The 15,200-nt window shown below is 58.8% G+C and carries 14 protein-coding genes; 4 read left to right on the forward strand and 10 right to left on the reverse strand.

What is annotated here, in order from left to right; translation table 11 throughout:
* Positions 1-20: 20 nt before the first annotated feature.
* The 3 genes from ACB034_RS06370 to prpB are packed head-to-tail and all read right to left on the reverse strand — an operon-like array spanning position 21 to position 3,504.
* The gene (locus ACB034_RS06370; RefSeq protein WP_371172383.1) at positions 21-1,466 is read right to left on the reverse strand and encodes a bifunctional 2-methylcitrate dehydratase/aconitate hydratase; all 1,446 of its coding nucleotides are present in this window, start codon (positions 1,464-1,466) and stop codon (positions 21-23) included.
* 10 nt (positions 1,467-1,476) lie between these two features.
* A complete protein-coding gene (gene prpC, locus ACB034_RS06375; protein ID WP_371172385.1) occupies positions 1,477-2,604 on the reverse strand; it encodes a 2-methylcitrate synthase in 1,128 nt (375 codons plus the stop codon).
* Between the two features lie 12 nt (positions 2,605-2,616).
* Positions 2,617-3,504 (reverse strand): methylisocitrate lyase, encoded by an 888-nt coding sequence (gene prpB / locus ACB034_RS06380; protein WP_371172386.1) that lies wholly within the window; start codon positions 3,502-3,504, stop codon positions 2,617-2,619.
* Between the two features lie 147 nt (positions 3,505-3,651).
* On the opposite strand from prpB, the gene ACB034_RS06385 reads away from it, so the two are divergent.
* The 4 genes from ACB034_RS06385 (at position 3,652) to rsmF (ending at position 9,045) form a co-directional block, all read left to right on the forward strand.
* Positions 3,652-4,278 carry a paraquat-inducible protein A gene (locus ACB034_RS06385; protein ID WP_342012297.1) on the forward strand — a complete coding sequence of 209 codons (627 nt, stop codon included), beginning with the start codon at positions 3,652-3,654 and terminating at the stop codon, positions 4,276-4,278.
* The gene (locus ACB034_RS06390; protein WP_371172387.1) at positions 4,262-4,864 is read left to right on the forward strand and encodes a paraquat-inducible protein A; all 603 of its coding nucleotides are present in this window, start codon (positions 4,262-4,264) and stop codon (positions 4,862-4,864) included. The genes ACB034_RS06385 and ACB034_RS06390 overlap by 17 nt, the downstream gene beginning before the upstream one ends.
* 55 nt (positions 4,865-4,919) lie before the next feature.
* Positions 4,920-7,472, forward strand: a complete 2,553-nt coding sequence (locus tag ACB034_RS06395) for an MlaD family protein (RefSeq protein ID WP_371172388.1) — start codon at positions 4,920-4,922, stop codon at positions 7,470-7,472.
* A 142-nt stretch (positions 7,473-7,614) separates the two neighbouring features.
* A complete protein-coding gene (rsmF, locus tag ACB034_RS06400) occupies positions 7,615-9,045 on the forward strand; it encodes a 16S rRNA (cytosine(1407)-C(5))-methyltransferase RsmF (protein ID WP_371172389.1) in 1,431 nt (476 codons plus the stop codon).
* Between the two features lie 221 nt (positions 9,046-9,266).
* Here rsmF and ACB034_RS06405 read toward each other — a convergent pair whose 3' ends face one another.
* The 7 genes from ACB034_RS06405 to pabC form a co-directional block, all read right to left on the reverse strand.
* Positions 9,267-9,527: a RepB family protein gene (locus ACB034_RS06405; protein ID WP_216992323.1), complete on the reverse strand. Its 261-nt coding sequence runs from the start codon at positions 9,525-9,527 to the stop codon at positions 9,267-9,269.
* A 180-nt stretch (positions 9,528-9,707) separates the two neighbouring features.
* Positions 9,708-10,736 (reverse strand): site-specific integrase, encoded by a 1,029-nt coding sequence (locus tag ACB034_RS06410; protein WP_156130438.1) that lies wholly within the window; start codon positions 10,734-10,736, stop codon positions 9,708-9,710.
* Positions 10,737-11,021: 285 nt separating this feature from the next.
* Complete coding sequence (locus ACB034_RS06415) at positions 11,022-11,801, reverse strand: TatD family hydrolase (RefSeq protein ID WP_371172390.1); 780 nt, start codon at positions 11,799-11,801, stop codon at positions 11,022-11,024.
* Between the two features lie 21 nt (positions 11,802-11,822).
* On the reverse strand, positions 11,823-12,770 hold the full coding sequence (gene holB, locus ACB034_RS06420; protein ID WP_371172391.1) for a DNA polymerase III subunit delta': 948 nt from the start codon (positions 12,768-12,770) through the stop codon (positions 11,823-11,825).
* Complete coding sequence (gene tmk / locus ACB034_RS06425; RefSeq protein WP_371172392.1) at positions 12,755-13,381, reverse strand: dTMP kinase; 627 nt, start codon at positions 13,379-13,381, stop codon at positions 12,755-12,757. The genes holB and tmk overlap by 16 nt, the downstream gene beginning before the upstream one ends.
* Positions 13,381-14,382, reverse strand: a complete 1,002-nt coding sequence (gene mltG, locus ACB034_RS06430; protein ID WP_026458414.1) for an endolytic transglycosylase MltG — start codon at positions 14,380-14,382, stop codon at positions 13,381-13,383. Before mltG ends, tmk begins: the two co-directional genes overlap by 1 nt.
* A complete protein-coding gene (gene pabC, locus ACB034_RS06435) occupies positions 14,372-15,178 on the reverse strand; it encodes an aminodeoxychorismate lyase (RefSeq protein WP_371172393.1) in 807 nt (268 codons plus the stop codon). Before pabC ends, mltG begins: the two co-directional genes overlap by 11 nt.
* Positions 15,179-15,200: the final 22 nt, after the last annotated feature.

Below are 15,200 nucleotides of genomic sequence, written 5' to 3' on the forward strand. Positions count from 1 at the left end.
ATGGCCAGTATGGCGGCAGATCAGATCACCAGCAGATCCATGAAGGTGTGGACCGGGGTGCTGGCCAGCTGTTTGCCATCCTGGCAGAGGGCGAGGATCTCCCCTACCCGCTTGGCCGGGAAACGGGTCGCCAGATTGTGGCGGAATTTCTCCACCAACAGCGGGATCCCCTCCTCACGACGGCGGCGGTGTCCGACCGGATACTCCACCTCCACCTTGGCGGTGTGGGTACCATCCTTGAAGAACACCTGGATGGCGTTGGCAATGGAGCGCTTGTCCGCTTCAAGATATTCGCGGCTATAACGTTTGTCCTCCTGTACCACCATCTTGTCTCTCAGGGCATCGATGCGGGGATCGGCGGCGATATCGTCCTCGTAATCCTCGGCGATGAGGCGACCGAAGATGAGCGGCACCGCCACCATGTACTGCAGGCAGTGATCCCGATCCGCCGGGTTGTTGAGGGCGCCCACCTTGCTGATGATGCGAATGGCCGACTCATGGGTGGTGAGCTCGATGCGGTCGATCTCATCGAGGCGCCCCTTCACCTCGCCATGGAGCTTCATGGCGCACTCCACCGCAGTCTGGGCATGGAATTCGGCCGGATAGGAGATCTTGAACAGCACGTTCTCCATGACATAGCTGCCATACCCCTGATGAAGGGCGAACTGGTTGCCCTTGAACAGGACGTCGTAGAACCCCCACTTGGGGGCGCTCAGCACGCCGGGATAACCCATCTCGCCGCTCATGGTGATGAGGGCCAGGCGCACCGCACGGGACGTCGCATCCCCCGCCGCCCAGCTCTTGCGCGAACCTGCGTTCGGCGCGTGGCGATAGGTGCGCAGGCTCTGGCCATCGACCCAGGCCTGGGAGACGGCGTCGATCACCTGATCGCGCGTCCCCCCCAGCATGTGGGTCACCACGGCGGTGCTGGCTACCTTGACCAGCACCACGTGATCCAGGCCCACCCGGTTGAAGGAGTTCTCAAGCGCCAGCACACCTTGGATTTCATGGGCCTTCACCATGGCCACCAGCACATCGGCCATGGTCAGCGGCGCTTTGCCCTCGGCCACGCGAGTACGGGAGAGCCAGTCGGCGGTGGCCAGGATCCCCCCCAGATTGTCAGAGGGGTGTCCCCACTCGGCAGCGAGCCAGGTGTCGTTGTAGTCGAGCCAGCGGATGATGGCGCCGATATCCCAGGCCGCCTTGACCGGATCGAGGCAAAGCTGGGTGCCGGGCACCCGGGCACCAAAGGGGACGACAGTACCGGGCACGATGGGGCCCAGGTGCTTGGTACACTCGGGAAAGCGCAGGGCCAGCAGGCCACAGCCCAGGGTATCCATCAGGCAGTGGCGGGCGGTGTCGAGGGCCGCCTGGCTGGTAATGGGGTGGCTGCAGACATAATCGGCAATATCGACCAGTACCTGGTCAGGTGCGGGTCTGTGGTTGACGTCGACGTTGGCGGACATCGTGATTTCCTTATCGTTGTTGTAGAGAGACAAAATGACGGGGGGCCGGACCGACGTAGTCGGCGCTCGGACGGATGATCCGGTTGTGCTCGCGCTGCTCCATCACGTGGGCGCACCAGCCGGTGACCCGCGAACAGACGAAGATGGGGGTGAACAGCTTGGTCGGGATCCCCATGTAGTGATAGGCGCTGGCATGGAAGAAGTCGGCGTTGGGAAAGAGCTCTTTTTCTTCCCACATCACCTTCTCCGCCTCGCAGGAGACGCGGTAGAGACGATCATCGCCGAAGGCTTGAGCCAGCTGTTCAGCCCACCCCTTGATGATGACGTTGCGCGGATCCGAGGTGCGATAGACCGCATGGCCAAAGCCCATGATCTTCTCCTTGGCTGCGAGTTTGGCCAGCAGCTCGCGTCTGGCCTGGCCCTCGTCCTGCCAATCCTCGATCATCGCCATGGCCGCCTCGTTGGCGCCACCGTGCAGGGGCCCACGCAGGGTACCGATAGCGGCAGTGATGCAGGAGAACATGTCGGAGAGGGTCGAGGCGCAGACCCGGGCCGCGAAAGTAGAGGCGTTGAATTCGTGCTCGGCATAGAGGATGAGGGAGACGTGCATGACGCGCCGCTCCAGCTCGCTTGGGGCTTTCTGGTGCAACAGCGCCAGGAAGTGGCCGCCGATGCACTCTTCGTCGGTATCCAGTGGGGTGCGCACGCCTTCGTGGCTGAACTTGTACCAGTAGATGAGAATGCCCGGAAAGGCCGCCAGCAGGCGATCGGCCACCTCGTGTTCATGCTCGAAGCCATCTTCCGGTTCCAGATCTCCCAGCATGGAGCAACCGGTGCGCAGCACGTCCATGGGATGGGCATCGGCGGGAATGCGCTCGAGCACCTCCAGCAGTGCGGCCGGCAGGGTGCGCAGGCGGCGCAGTTCGCGTTTGTATTCCTGCAGTTGCTGCTTGCTCGGCAGCTCGCCCTTGAGCAGCAGGTAGGCGACCTCCTCGAACTGGGCGTTGTCGGCCAGCTCCTTGATGTCGTAGCCGCGATAGGTGAGCCCGGTGCCGCTCTTGCCCACGGTGCAGATGCTGGTCTCCCCCGCACTCTGTCCGCGCAGGCCGGCGCCACCCAACGGTTTTTGCTGTCCCATTGCCTCTTCCTCCTAGTCCCTGGATGTGAACAGACGATCCAGTGTCTGTTCGTAATGGTGATAACCGAGGAAGTCGTAGAGCGACTCCCGGGTCTGCATGGTCTCCACGACGGCGCGTTGGTGGCCATCCTGGCGAATGTGTTGATAGACGTTGAGAGCCGCCTGATTGGCGGCGCGATTGGCACTCAAGGGGTAGAGCACCATGTCGACCCCGTGGGCGGCGAGCTGCACTTTATCAAACAGCTCTGTTTTGCCGAACTCAGTCATGTTGGCCAGGATCGGTACCCCGGCCGCCTGCTTGAAGAGATCGTACTGGCCAAGCTCGGTCACCGCCTCGGCAAAGATCATGTCTGCCCCGGCGGCCACGTAGGCGGCGGCGCGCTCCAGCGCCGAGCCAATCCCCTCCACTGCCAGTGCATCGGTGCGCGCCATGATGACGAAGTGTTCATCCTCGCGGGCATCCACAGCCGCCTTGATGCGATCGCACATCTCTTCCAGCGAGACCACTGCCTTGTTGGGTCTGTGACCACAGCGCTTCTGAGCGACCTGATCTTCCATATGGACGGCAGCCACCCCTGCCCGCTCGAAGGCCCGCACCGTGCGGGCGATGTTGAAGGCGCCGCCCCAGCCGGTGTCGATGTCCACCAGCAGTGGAACTCGGGTCGCCGCCGTGATCCTTTCAGCATCGATCAAGACGTCGTTCAGGCTGGTCATGCCAAGATCCGGCAGGCCGTAGGAGGCATTGGCCACCCCGGCACCGGAGAGATAGAGGGCCTGAAAACCGCTACGCTCGGCCATCAGCGCCATGTAGGCATTGATGGTTCCGACGATCTGCAGGGGGCGTTCATTGGCGAGGGCGGTGCGAAAACGCAGGCCCGCCGAGGGGGGCAAACTGGACATCATGACTCCTTTCATCTGTCTGGTTAACTCATCTAATATCACGTTTACGTTAACGTCAATCATACTTTCGTGGCAGACCCGCGCCAGGCAAGACAGATGACGGCTTTTAAGGTAAATTTCACCAATTCCTTCAACAGGTTGAATCGAATGATGGAGCCCGGTTCCGTGATCGTTTGCCCGGCGTGTGACTTGCTCATTCAGCGCAAGGCATTGCCGCTGCGTCGCCATGCCCACTGCCCGCGCTGTCACCAGCATCTCTACGGCCGTTACGCCTTTCGCCCCTCGCAACTGATGGCGCTCACCATCACGGGGTTCATGCTGCTTCCCTCCGCTTTTTTTGAACCCCTGCTCTACCTGCGCCTCGCCGGTGTCAATTCGGACGCCAACCTGCTGCGGGGGATCATGGTGTTGTTTGAAGAAGGAGAGCTCTGGGTTGCCAGTCTGGTGCTCTGGTGCGCCGTGCTGGCGCCGGTGGGGTTGCTTGGGGGGATCTTTGCCCTCGCCTCCGGGCTCGCCAAGCGCTGGCATCTCCTGGCGCCAACCTTGAAGGCAGTGGAGGTGTTTCGTCACTGGGCCATGCTGGAGGTCTACATCGTCAGCCTCCTGGTGGCCCTGTTCAAACTGGTCGATATCGCCGATGTGCGCCTCGGCGGCGGTTTGCTGAGCCTTGGCATTTTGATGCTGCTCAACATGACCCTGCTTATCCTGTTTGATCCCGCCCCCTACTGGGAACGTATTCCTCTCAAGGAGTCGCAACGTGACCAACGCCCGTGAACTGGGACTGTGCCGCTGCCACACCTGCGGCCTGCTGGTGCGCTATCAGGTCGGTAGCGTTTGCCCACGTTGCGCCAGCAAATTGCAGGTGCGGATCCCCCGTTCCCTGGCCTGGTCATGGGGCTTTCTGGCGCTCGCCACCTTCATGTTGCTGCCCGCCAACCTCTTGCCCATCACCCATTTTTACAACAAGGGGTTGCTGCAGTCCGACACCATCTTCAGCGGCATCATGGCCCTCTATCGCAGCAAGATGGGGGGCATTGCCACCATAGTGCTGACCGCCAGTATCCTGGTGCCGGTGGGCAAGATCCTGGGGCTGGGCTGGATCTGCTGGCAGTTGCAACGCAGCAAGCCGGTGCGTCGCAAGCGTCAGCTGTTGATGTACCGGGTGATCGATTTCATCGGCCGCTGGTCGATGCTGGATCTGTTCGTCATCTCTTTGATGGTCGCTCTGGTGGATCGCGGCGTCATGCTTAGCGTGCGGGCCGGCCCCGGCGCCACGGCCTTTGCCGGAGTGGTGGTGCTGACCATGATGTCGGCCCGCATGCTCGATACCCGCCTGCTGTGGGACAAAGCGGCCCGTTGAATCATTCTCTGTATTTAGTCGATGCGCTGTCGAAGGCAGCCAATAAGGAGTCACTATGATCGGGGCTGAACCCGTCATTGAAAAACGTCGCTGGTTATCGCCGGTCTGGTTGCTGCCCCTCATTGCCCTGCTGCTGGCGGGCGGTTTTCTCTATCAGCAGATAGCGAGCCGGGGCCAGCTTATCCAAATCAACTTTGCCCAGGGCAACGGCATCCTGCCCGGCAAGACCCAGATCCGCTATCAGGGGGTTGCCGTCGGCGTGGTGCAGGAGCTGGAGCTGGCCGAAGATGGTCGCAAGATTGCAGTCATGGCCAAGATAGAGAGCAGCGCCCGCTCGCTAATCCGCAAGGGCTCCGATTTCTGGCTGGTGAGCCCGAAGGCGTCCCTTACCGAGATCTCGGGCCTCGATACCCTGGTCTCCGGCAACTACATCAACTTGCAACCGGGGCGTGAGAGCAACCCGTTTGAAGATACCTTCGATGCTCTGGAAGGCCCTCCCCCGGGGTATCAGGCGCAGGGACGCATGCTGCACCTGACCGCGGATTCTCTCGGCTCGGTAGGCATTGGCTCCAAGCTCTATTTTCGTGGTATTGAGGTGGGCAGCGTCATCAACACCCGCCTCGGCCAGGACAACCAGAATGTGCTGCTGGATCTGGTGATCGAGCCCCGTTTTGAGCACCTCATCAAGGCCGATACCCGCTTTTGGAACATCAGCGGCATCAAGGGCTCCTTCAGCCTGGCCGGCGTCAACGTCGAGGCTGGCAGCCTGACTTCCATCCTGAGCGGCGGTATCGCTTTTGATTCACCAAAAACCTCACCTGAGGCTGAAGCGGGACAAATCTTCACCCTCTTCAAGGGACTGAATGAAGCAGCCCGGGGGACACGCATCGCCATCAATGCGGGGGACCTGCCAGTCAAGGAGGGGATGCCCATTCTCTTCGAAGGGATCGAGATTGGCCGCATCGACCCGATTATCCTGACCGACAAGGGGCGGGACGTGACGGCGCTGATCAACCCGGAGCAGGCCTGGCGGATCACCGACAAGAGCCAGTTGGTCTGGGAAAGTGCGGCGCTCTCCCCCACCGGGGTCAAGCATGCGGATCGCCTGCTGGCTGGCCCGGCGATTCGTCTGGACTATGTAGCGGGCAACCAGGTCGAGCAGATGACGCTCACCGACCGAGCCCCCCAGACGGGGACCCGCATCAGCCTGCAGGCCGAGGAGCTGGCCGGGCTCAATCAGGATGCGCCTATCTGGTACAAGGGATTGCAGGTGGGCCGCATCAACCAGCTCATCCTCGACAAGCAAGGCAATGCCAGCGTCGAGCTGATGATCCAGCCCGAGTACCAGCACCTGCTGGCTCGCGCCCGCTTCTACCGGGCGGCGCCGTTGCAGATCGCTGCTGACTTGAGTGGCATCAAGGTCGAAACCAGTCCGGCCAGTGCCTGGCTCAGCGGCGGCATCAAGCTGGTGCAGGCTGCCAGTGGCGAGCGGATCAACCGCCTCTATCCCAGCCAGGAGCTGGCGCTGCTCGGCAGCCAGGATGCCAAGCCGCAGCGCTGGTTGCTCAAGGCCGCCCAGGCAGATGGCATCGGCATCGGCACGCCCGTGCACTATCTGGGGCTGGAAGCAGGCAAGGTCACACAGTTGCGGGCCATCAACGAAGGAGTCGAAATAGCGCTCGAGATCGACGGTGTCTATGCGCCCCTGCTGGCGAAGCAGCCGCAATTTTGGAAAAAGGCAGCGGTCGATGCCAGGGTCGGGGTCGATGGCGTCAAGGTGAAGGTCGGCAATCTCGCGACCCTGCTGCGCGGTGCCATCGAGTTCGATCTGCTGGGCACAGGTCGCAGCAGCCATCAGTTGTTTGACAGCAAGGAGCAGGCCACCGCCAGGGTGCGGCCACTCACCCTGGTTGCCGAGAGCAATCCTGGCCTTGGGGTGGGCAGCCCGATCCGCTATCGCGGTGTCGAGATCGGCAAGATTGAACAGATCGAACTGGAACCTGCGCTGGGTCAGGTGATCTTCAAGGCGCAGCTGGATGGTCAGTATGCCGAACGCTTCCTGCAATCCGGGGCTCGTTTCACTCTGGTACAGGCCAAGCTGGGTCTGGGTGGGGTGAATCATCTCGATACCCTGATCAAGGGTGCCTTCGTGGAGGCCTTGCCCGGCAAAGGGGCAGGTAAAGAACGTTTCCCACTGAGTCAGACTGATCCCGTGGGGCTGGCCTTGACCCTCAAAAGCCCGTCAGTCAATGGCTTGAGCGTCGGGAGTCCCCTGCTGTTTCGCAAGATGGTGGTCGGCAGCGTGACCAGGGTCGCTCTGGCCCGTGATGGCAGCGAGGTGCTGATCGATGTGAACGTCAACAAGGAGTATGCCCATCTGGTACGAGCCCACTCCCGCTTCTGGAATGTCTCCGGCGTCAAGGCCGACATCGGTCTGACCGGCGGCACCATAGAGGTGGAAACGGTGCAGAGCCTGCTGGCCGGTGGCATAGCCTTCAACACCCCGGAGCGGGACATGGGGCCGACCGTCAAGGCGGGCCACCGCTATCCGCTCTATGCCAAGGCGGAAAAAGAGTGGCTGGAGTGGAGCCCGCGCATCCAGCCCTGATCACCTCCTCTTTTTAACCAAAAACCTTGACCACAAGCCCGGCTCTGCGCCGGGCTTGTTATTTTTCCCGGCACCAACGTTCAGGATTTTACGGGGCTTGTGGTAAAATGCGCCCCTTTTTCAGGTCTGACGAGACGGCGCCGTGCACGACAAAACCTACCTTCCCGATCATTTTTTACGTCATATCGCGGCCATCATGCCGGCTCACCTCGCCATGGAGGAGTTCGTAGCCAGCTGTCGGCGGCCACTGCGGCGCAGTATCCGGGTCAATACCCTGAAGATCTCCGTGTCTGACTTTGTGGCCAAAATGGCCCCCCTTGGCTGGCAGCTCGATGCCGTGCCCTGGTGTGACACCGGTTTTTGGCTGACCCGGGCCGATGAAACCGTCCCTCTTGGCAACACGGCGGAACATCTGAGCGGCCTCTTCTATATCCAGGAAGCGAGCTCCATGCTGCCGGTGACGGCGCTTTTTGCCAGCGACAAGATCAAAACCGACGGCATGCTGCTCGATGCTGCCGCCGCCCCCGGCTCGAAGACCACCCAGATCGCCGCGCTGATGAACAACCAGGGGATGCTGGTTGCCAATGAGTACTCCAGCAGTCGACTCAAAGTATTGAGTGCCAATATCCAGCGCTGCGGCGTCACCAATGTGGGCATGACCCATTTTGATGCCAAGGTATTTGGCCAGTGGTTGCCGGAGACCTTCGACGCCATTTTGCTCGATGCCCCCTGCTCCGGCGAAGGGACGGTGCGCAAAGACGAGGATGCCCTGCGCAACTGGAGCCTGGAGAGCATCGAGGAGATCGCGGCGATGCAAGCCGGCTTGCTGGAGAGCGCCTTCCATGCCCTCAAGCCCGGCGGTGTACTGGTCTACTCCACCTGCACATTGAGCCAGCAGGAGAACCAGGCCATCTGCCAATCCCTGCTGGACAAGTTTGGCGATGCCTTGAGCTTTGACTCGCTGGCGAGCCTCTTCCCCGGGGCCGAGCAGGCATGCACAGCGGAAGGATACCTGCACGTTTGGCCCCAAATCTTCGATAGTGAAGGTTTTTTCGTCGCCAGATTGCGCAAGCACCACTCAGTGCCCAACACCATGTTCAAACCGGGCAAACTCGGCAAATTCCCCTTCTCGCCGCTGCCGGCCAAGGAGGCAGATCCTATGGCGCGCGACATCGCAGCCACGTTTGGTGTGGCGCTGCAGGGACAGTTATTTGGCCGCAATGACGAGATCTGGTGTTTCCCCGCGCTGTTCGAACAGGTTCAGGGCAAGCTGCGCTTCGATCGCATCGGCTTCAAATTGGCAGAGACTTTCAAGAAAGGTTATCGCCTCACCCACGAATGGGCCCTGGCCCATGGTGACCTGGCAACCCGGGGATTTGTCGAGCTCGACAGTACCAATGCACGGGAGTTCATGATGGGACGGGATGTCTGGCCTGAGCAGGAGGCTGGCGTCGGCGAGGTGATCGTACGTTACCAGGGACATACCCTGGGGATGGGGAAATGGGTCGGCAGCCGAGTCAAGAATGCCCTGCCCCGCGAACTGGTGCGAGATACCAATCTGTTTGCCGAATGACCACAGGTTAGAAAGGGTTGGGCTCCGCCTCTGTTCGAGTCTGGAAAACCCACACTTCGGTTGAACTTTTCGTCGGATCTTGAAAAGCCGGGTTCATTGTCTAAGCTTAAGGCAATCCGAACACCAGTTAGCGCACGGCTCTGCAAGGAGCCAATTCCCCTATGCCAGGTACAAGGAATTGGTACCTGGCTTTTTTTATATCTGATGTTTCCCCTTCCCAGCTACTCGACAGGTTCGAGCAAGGGTTCCTCGACCGGGGATGGCGATGACAAGATCTCATGCTGATAGAGCAGATCGATCGCCTGCTCTATCAGGGAAGCCTGACTGTCTTCAAGATGAATGCCCAATTCATGCAAACGTGCGGCGTGGCGATTGCTGATCCAGCACTGCAGCCGGGTATGGCTTTCCTGTTTGCGCTTCACATGTTGGCGCTGGCGCTCTGCATTATCGAGGGCCGAATTCTCTTTCGTTTCCTGACTCATAAGTGCTACAAACTTTAATTACCAACCTTGTTATCTCTCACCTTCAATACCGACAAGGTATGGACAAGAGAAACTCCCCGCTCCCCCGCTCGAAATGGGGGCCTTGTATAAGCGCGATAAATATACCACCAGATCAAAGAGATATCATTTAACATAAAATTGTTAGTGACGCGGTAATGATTACAGCAATCCATCAAGCGCATGGTCGGAGAACTTGTTTGCATCGTCGAAGTACTCCTGCAAGGTACGCATGTCTTTGTGGCGAGTCACTTCGATGATCTTGTTCATGGGTTTGCCTGCGGTCACCGCCGAGGTAATAAAGCCTCGGCGCAAACTGTGACCACTGACATAGAGATCATCAATGGCCTGGCCAGTACGACGCTTGATCATCAGGTTGATGCCTTGCGGACCGAGCGGTTCCTCCGTGAGTTGCCCCCAACGGTTCATCCGGCGAAACAGTGCCCCCTCCTTGATACGGCTTTTTTCCAACCAGCGCTGTAGTCCCTGAACCGGACAATATTGCTTGCCAGGCACCAAAGCTATTTCGGTTTCGTGCAGCTGATGTTTGCTGGGTTTGAGACGAAGCCTTATCCCCTGCCCCACAAAATCCAGGTCGCAGACTTCAATTCGTGCCGCTTCCGATCGGCGCAATGCGCCACTGAACATCAGCAGCAACAAGGTATGGTCACGAAGGCCCGCCAAGGTTGAGGTATCGATCCCGCTCAGCACTCTGGCCAGAGGTTGTAGTGTCAGGGCACCAGTTTTGCGCTTTCGGTTGTCACCGAGCCGCACTATGCCGCGCATCATCTCCTTGATTTCGGGATGTTCGGTTGGCATGGGGTGAATGCCTTTTTGCTTGAAGGCGTAGCGGATCCCAGCCAGTCGTCTCACCAGAGTAGCCGGCTTGCGCGGCTCGCCATTACGTAGCTCCCCCTTGCCCTCTTCCTTATCCAGCCATACCCAGTCGGCTAATACCCCATCGGCCTGATCCGCCAGAAAGTTCATGATGTCGTGATGGGTTGTTTGCAGTGGATCAAGCCCATGCAACTGGCACCAGAATACGAAGATGCGGGTATCCGCCTGATAGGCATTGAGTGTGGAATCAGCCTTGGCACTGCGTAGAAATCGCCTGGCCCGGCTATTTAGCTGGGCATCAAAGACGGTTTGCAGTGACTGATGTGCGGGGTTTGAAAAAGTAGGGTAAGCCACGTAACACTATGATTCTATGTGAAGTTTCGAAAGATCTTACAGGATCTTCAAGATCCTTCAAGTATCGATAATGAATATTATCGATACTTAAGTGGCTTCATTTAATAAAGTAAACACCGAGGGCAATCCTTTATTTTTTAAGGCACACGTTAACTCGTTTAGCAGCAACATTGGCATGAAGAAATATCTTTTGTGAGAGATAACGTATGGAGCACATGAAAAATGTGAATGCCATGGAGTCTGATGTTTAAAGAAAATGCCCCACTTTTGCGGGGCATTTTGTGACTAAGGTTTGGCCAGTTTGAACAACTCGAAGAAATTCCGGCTAGTGGCTTCTGCCAATTCGGCCAGGGGGATCTGACGCAAATCTGCAATAAACTGGGCAACATCTCGTACAAACGCGGGTTCGTTCTCCCTCCCCCGATAGGGCACGGGGGCAAGATAGGGTGAGTCCGTTTCGACCAGCAGTCGCTCCAGAGGCAGCGCTTTGACCACGGCTTGCAAGGCAAATGCATTCTTGAAGGTCGCAATACCCGATATGGAGATATAAAAACCCATCGCCATGGCGGCCTCGGCCATTTCCAGGGATTCGGTGAAACAGTGCAACACGCCGCCCACCTGATCTGCCCCCTCTTCACGCATGATCTGCAGCGTATCTTCCTGGGCATCACGGGTATGGATGATGAGTGGCTTGTTCAGGGCGCGCGCTACCCGGATATGTTCACGGAACGAAGCTTGCTGCACCGCCTTGTTTTCCGGCGAATAAAAATAATCGAGCCCGGTTTCACCGATGGCAACGACACGGGGATCGGCGGCCTGGCGCAGCAGGAGATCGGCATCGACACCCGGCTCCTGATTAAGCGGATGCACCCCACAGGACGCAAACACCTGGGGATAAGGCGCAATCGCTGCCATCATGGTTGGAAACTGTGCCTGGGTGACGCTCACACACAAAAAATATCCCACATCCAGCTTCGCCGCCTTGGCCAGGACATCTGCCATATCGGTTTGCTTGCTGCCATAGCTGAGGCGGTCAAGATGACAGTGGGAATCAACGAGTAACATAAACAACCTTTCTTTTCAGATCTATAACCAGCGGCTGAGCCAGTTCATCAGATGGATGGTGGGATTGGAAAGCTGTCCCTGCTGACAAACAGCCTTGAGGGCGACCAGCTGCTGCTCCGCGTCGAGCAGTTTTTCGCTGGAGTGTTGCTCGGCCAGCTGTCCACTGAGCGCCGCCAGATCCGGCATCGCCAATTGATGATGGCCACAGCCAGCCTGGATTTTTAGAGCATCACATAAAAAGAGTTGCAACCAGTGCAAGCGGACCTGTGTCTCCTGACCCAGTTGTGAGCAGAGTACGGTTGCCTTGCTCGGCGCCTTGCCGAGGGCCACGAAGTGCTCCAACAATTCGCGACGGGCGCCATCCTGTTGCTTCTCGATATAGTCGAGTACCCGCAACGGTGCCCCCTGACAGATCCGCACCTGGGCCAGGGTCGCCTGATGCCCCTGCTCCGCCAGCCAGCGCACCGTCTCTCCTTCAGCGGGTAATTGACAGACATGCTTGTGACAACGACTCAATATGGTGGGCAACAATCGGGAAACCTGGGAAGCGATGAGTAGCAGCAAGCTGTCGCCAGCCGGCTCTTCCAGCGTCTTCAGCAAAGCATTGGCCGCCGATTCCGTCATTCGCTCCGCATCGGGAATGATCACCACCTTGCCACGTCCCAGCTGGGCAGACCCCTGCAGCCGGTTGCAAATATCGCGAATGGCCTCGACCCCGATGGTTTTCCCCTCACGGGATACCTGACCCAGATCCGGGTGATTGCCCTTGTCAAACAGCTGGCAGGAGTGACAATGACCGCAGGGCTCTCCCCGATCCGGTTGCTGACAGAGGTGAAGGCGGGCCAGGCGTTCCGCCAGCTGCTCCTTGCCAAGACCGGGATCGCCCAGCAACAACCAGGCATGACCCAGCCGCCCACTGGCGGCTGTCTGGCTCAGGGCCTGCCAGTCGGGGATCAACCAGGGATACATAAATGCGTGTCCAGCGCGCTTTCGATGGCGGCTTTTACCTGATCCGGAGTCTGCTCTGCATCGATCACCACAATGGAATCATCTTTGGCCGCGAGCTCAAGGTAACGGTGGCGGGTACGCTCAAAAAAGCAGAGCTGTTCGAGCTCGATGCGATCCAGCTCGCCGCGATGACGGGCCCGCTGTAAACCAACGGCAGGATCGATATCGAGATAGAGAGTCAGATCCGGTTTGAATTCACCGAGCACCGCTTGCTTGATGGCACCAATCAAGTGGGCGTCAATACCGCGGCCGCCCCCCTGATAGGCCTGGGAGGAGAGATCGTGGCGATCTCCCACTACCCAGATCCCCTCGGCCAGCGCCGGCTTGATGCGGGTTTCCACCAGTTGTACCCGGGAGGCATACATCAGCAGCAGCTCGGCCTCGATGGTCAACCGCTCGTCGTGCACCTCCTTGACGATGCTGCGCATCCGCTCGGCCAGCGGCGTGCCACCCGGTTCGCGGGTGCACTCGATGCGGTCGATACCGTGGTTATGCAGATAATCGGTGACATAACGCACTGCGGAGCTCTTCCCTGCCCCTTCCAATCCTTCGATCACGATAAATTTAGACATTAGGACTTCTTCAATATGTATTCACGAACCGCCCGATTGTGTTCATCGAGGGTCTTGGAAAAATGGTGGGCACCGCCCCCCTTGGCGACAAAATAGAGATAATCGGTCGACTTGGGATTAAGGGCTGCCTCAATGGAGGCCTTGCCAGGCATGGCGATGGGGGTGGGCGGCAAGCCGTCGATCACATAGGTGTTGTACGGGTTCTTGTCGGTCAGATCGCTGCGGCGGATATTGCCATCGTAGCGATCCTTCACCCCGTAGATCACAGTGGGATCGGTCTGCAGCTTCATGCCAAGACGCAACCGGTTGACGAAGACAGAGGCAATTTGTGCCCGCTCCTCTGGTTTGCCGGTCTCCTTCTCGATGATGGAGGCCATGATCAGCGCTTCATAAGGGGTTTTGTAAGGCAGGTTGGCCTGACGTTTTTCCCAGCTCTGCTGCAGGAAGGCTTCCATATCCTGATGTGCCCGCCGCAAGATGGAGAGATCGCTGGCATGGGTGGTATAGGCATAGGTTTCCGGCAGGAACCACCCTTCCAGCTTGCCATTTTCAATGCCAAGCTCGCGGGCCAGTTCATCCTCGGATTGCTCCACCGTCAGGCGCTCCAGATAAGGGGCGCTAGAGAGCTGCTTTTGCCAGTCCTCGAAACGGGAGCCTTCGACAAAGGTCAGACTGAAATGAAACTCTTTGCCCGAGGCAAACAGGGAGAGCGTCTCCTTGAGCGGGGCTCCCTCCTTGATCTCATAGGTACCTGATTTGATTGCGACCAGTTCGGGATGACCCCGCAACCAGAGCCGCACCGCCCAGGGACTGGTTTCCCCCTCCCCCAATTCGGCGATCAGACGAGCGGCATGGGCCCCTTTCTCCACCGTAAAGAGCCGGGTCGGCCCCTTGTTGGTGAGGGTCTCCACTTGTTGCCACTTGTAGTGCACATAACCCCCGGCGGCGGCCACTGTCAGGGCCGCCCCCGCGAGCAGGGTGTAAAGCCGATTAAACTTCAATGACCAAACGCTCCTGTAAACGACGACTCAATACTGCTGCGGGATAGTGAAACTCTTCAATGCCGTTGACCGGCACCACTCCCATCAGGGTGTTGGTGAGCCACACTTCTTCCGCTTGTTGCAGCGACTCCAGCGGAGCCTCTACCACACGCAACTCAATACTCATCTGTTTCAACATCATCATGATCTTGCGCCGCATGATGCCATCGACACCGCCACGGGCCAGATCGGGCGTGAACACCGTCTTGCCCCGACGCCAAAACAGATTGGCACTGACCCCTTCCACCAGACAATCCCTGCTGTTCAGCACTACTCCTTCGACTGCACCGCGACTGACTAGTTCGCTTTTAAGCAACACCTGTTCCAGTCTATTCAGGGTCTTGAGACCTGCCAGCATGGGCGCATCGCCGATCCGTTGCCGGCATACCAGCATCTCGATCCCGCTTTGTTGCCATTCGCGATAGTGTTGCGGAAAAGGCGCAAGGGAGAGGATCCGGGTGGGATGCCGGCAGTCACTGCCATCATAACCACGCCCACCTTCGCCACGTGTCAGGACAACTTTGGCTACACACTCTGCTTGTTCGGCCACGAGCGAATCGAGTTCCTCTGCCAGCAGCTCCCAATCCGGGTCTGTGATCCCCAGACGGAGGTTAGCCTGCTGTAGCCTGGCCAGATGGGCAGGCCATTCCAGCACTCGACCATTCCTGACCGCCATGGTAGTGAAATGGCCATCTCCATAGGCAAGACCGCGATCCTTGGCCGAGATGGCATCGACATTCATTCCATTGATAAGCAAGGGATCCTCCGATAAAAAAGGC

Origin of the sequence: Aeromonas sp. S18(2024), from assembly GCF_041402525.1 — a bacterium.
Taxonomy (GTDB): domain Bacteria; phylum Pseudomonadota; class Gammaproteobacteria; order Enterobacterales; family Aeromonadaceae; genus Aeromonas; species Aeromonas enteropelogenes.

Excerpts from the sequence above, each read along its gene's own strand:
- ACB034_RS06415 (WP_371172390.1), bottom strand. The coding sequence starts at position 11,801 with ATGTTACTCGTTGATTCCCACTGTCATCTTGACCGCCTCAGCTATGGC.
- ACB034_RS06395 (WP_371172388.1), top strand. The coding sequence starts at position 4,920 with ATGATCGGGGCTGAACCCGTCATTGAAAAACGTCGCTGGTTATCGCCG.
- prpC (WP_371172385.1), bottom strand. The coding sequence starts at position 2,604 with ATGGGACAGCAAAAACCGTTGGGTGGCGCCGGCCTGCGCGGACAGAGT.
- holB (WP_371172391.1), bottom strand. The coding sequence starts at position 12,770 with ATGTATCCCTGGTTGATCCCCGACTGGCAGGCCCTGAGCCAGACAGCC.
- ACB034_RS06385 (WP_342012297.1), top strand. The coding sequence starts at position 3,652 with ATGATGGAGCCCGGTTCCGTGATCGTTTGCCCGGCGTGTGACTTGCTC.
- ACB034_RS06370 (WP_371172383.1), bottom strand. The coding sequence starts at position 1,466 with ATGTCCGCCAACGTCGACGTCAACCACAGACCCGCACCTGACCAGGTA.
- ACB034_RS06405 (WP_216992323.1), bottom strand. The coding sequence starts at position 9,527 with ATGAGTCAGGAAACGAAAGAGAATTCGGCCCTCGATAATGCAGAGCGC.
- prpB (WP_371172386.1), bottom strand. The coding sequence starts at position 3,504 with ATGTCCAGTTTGCCCCCCTCGGCGGGCCTGCGTTTTCGCACCGCCCTC.
- tmk (WP_371172392.1), bottom strand. The coding sequence starts at position 13,381 with ATGTCTAAATTTATCGTGATCGAAGGATTGGAAGGGGCAGGGAAGAGC.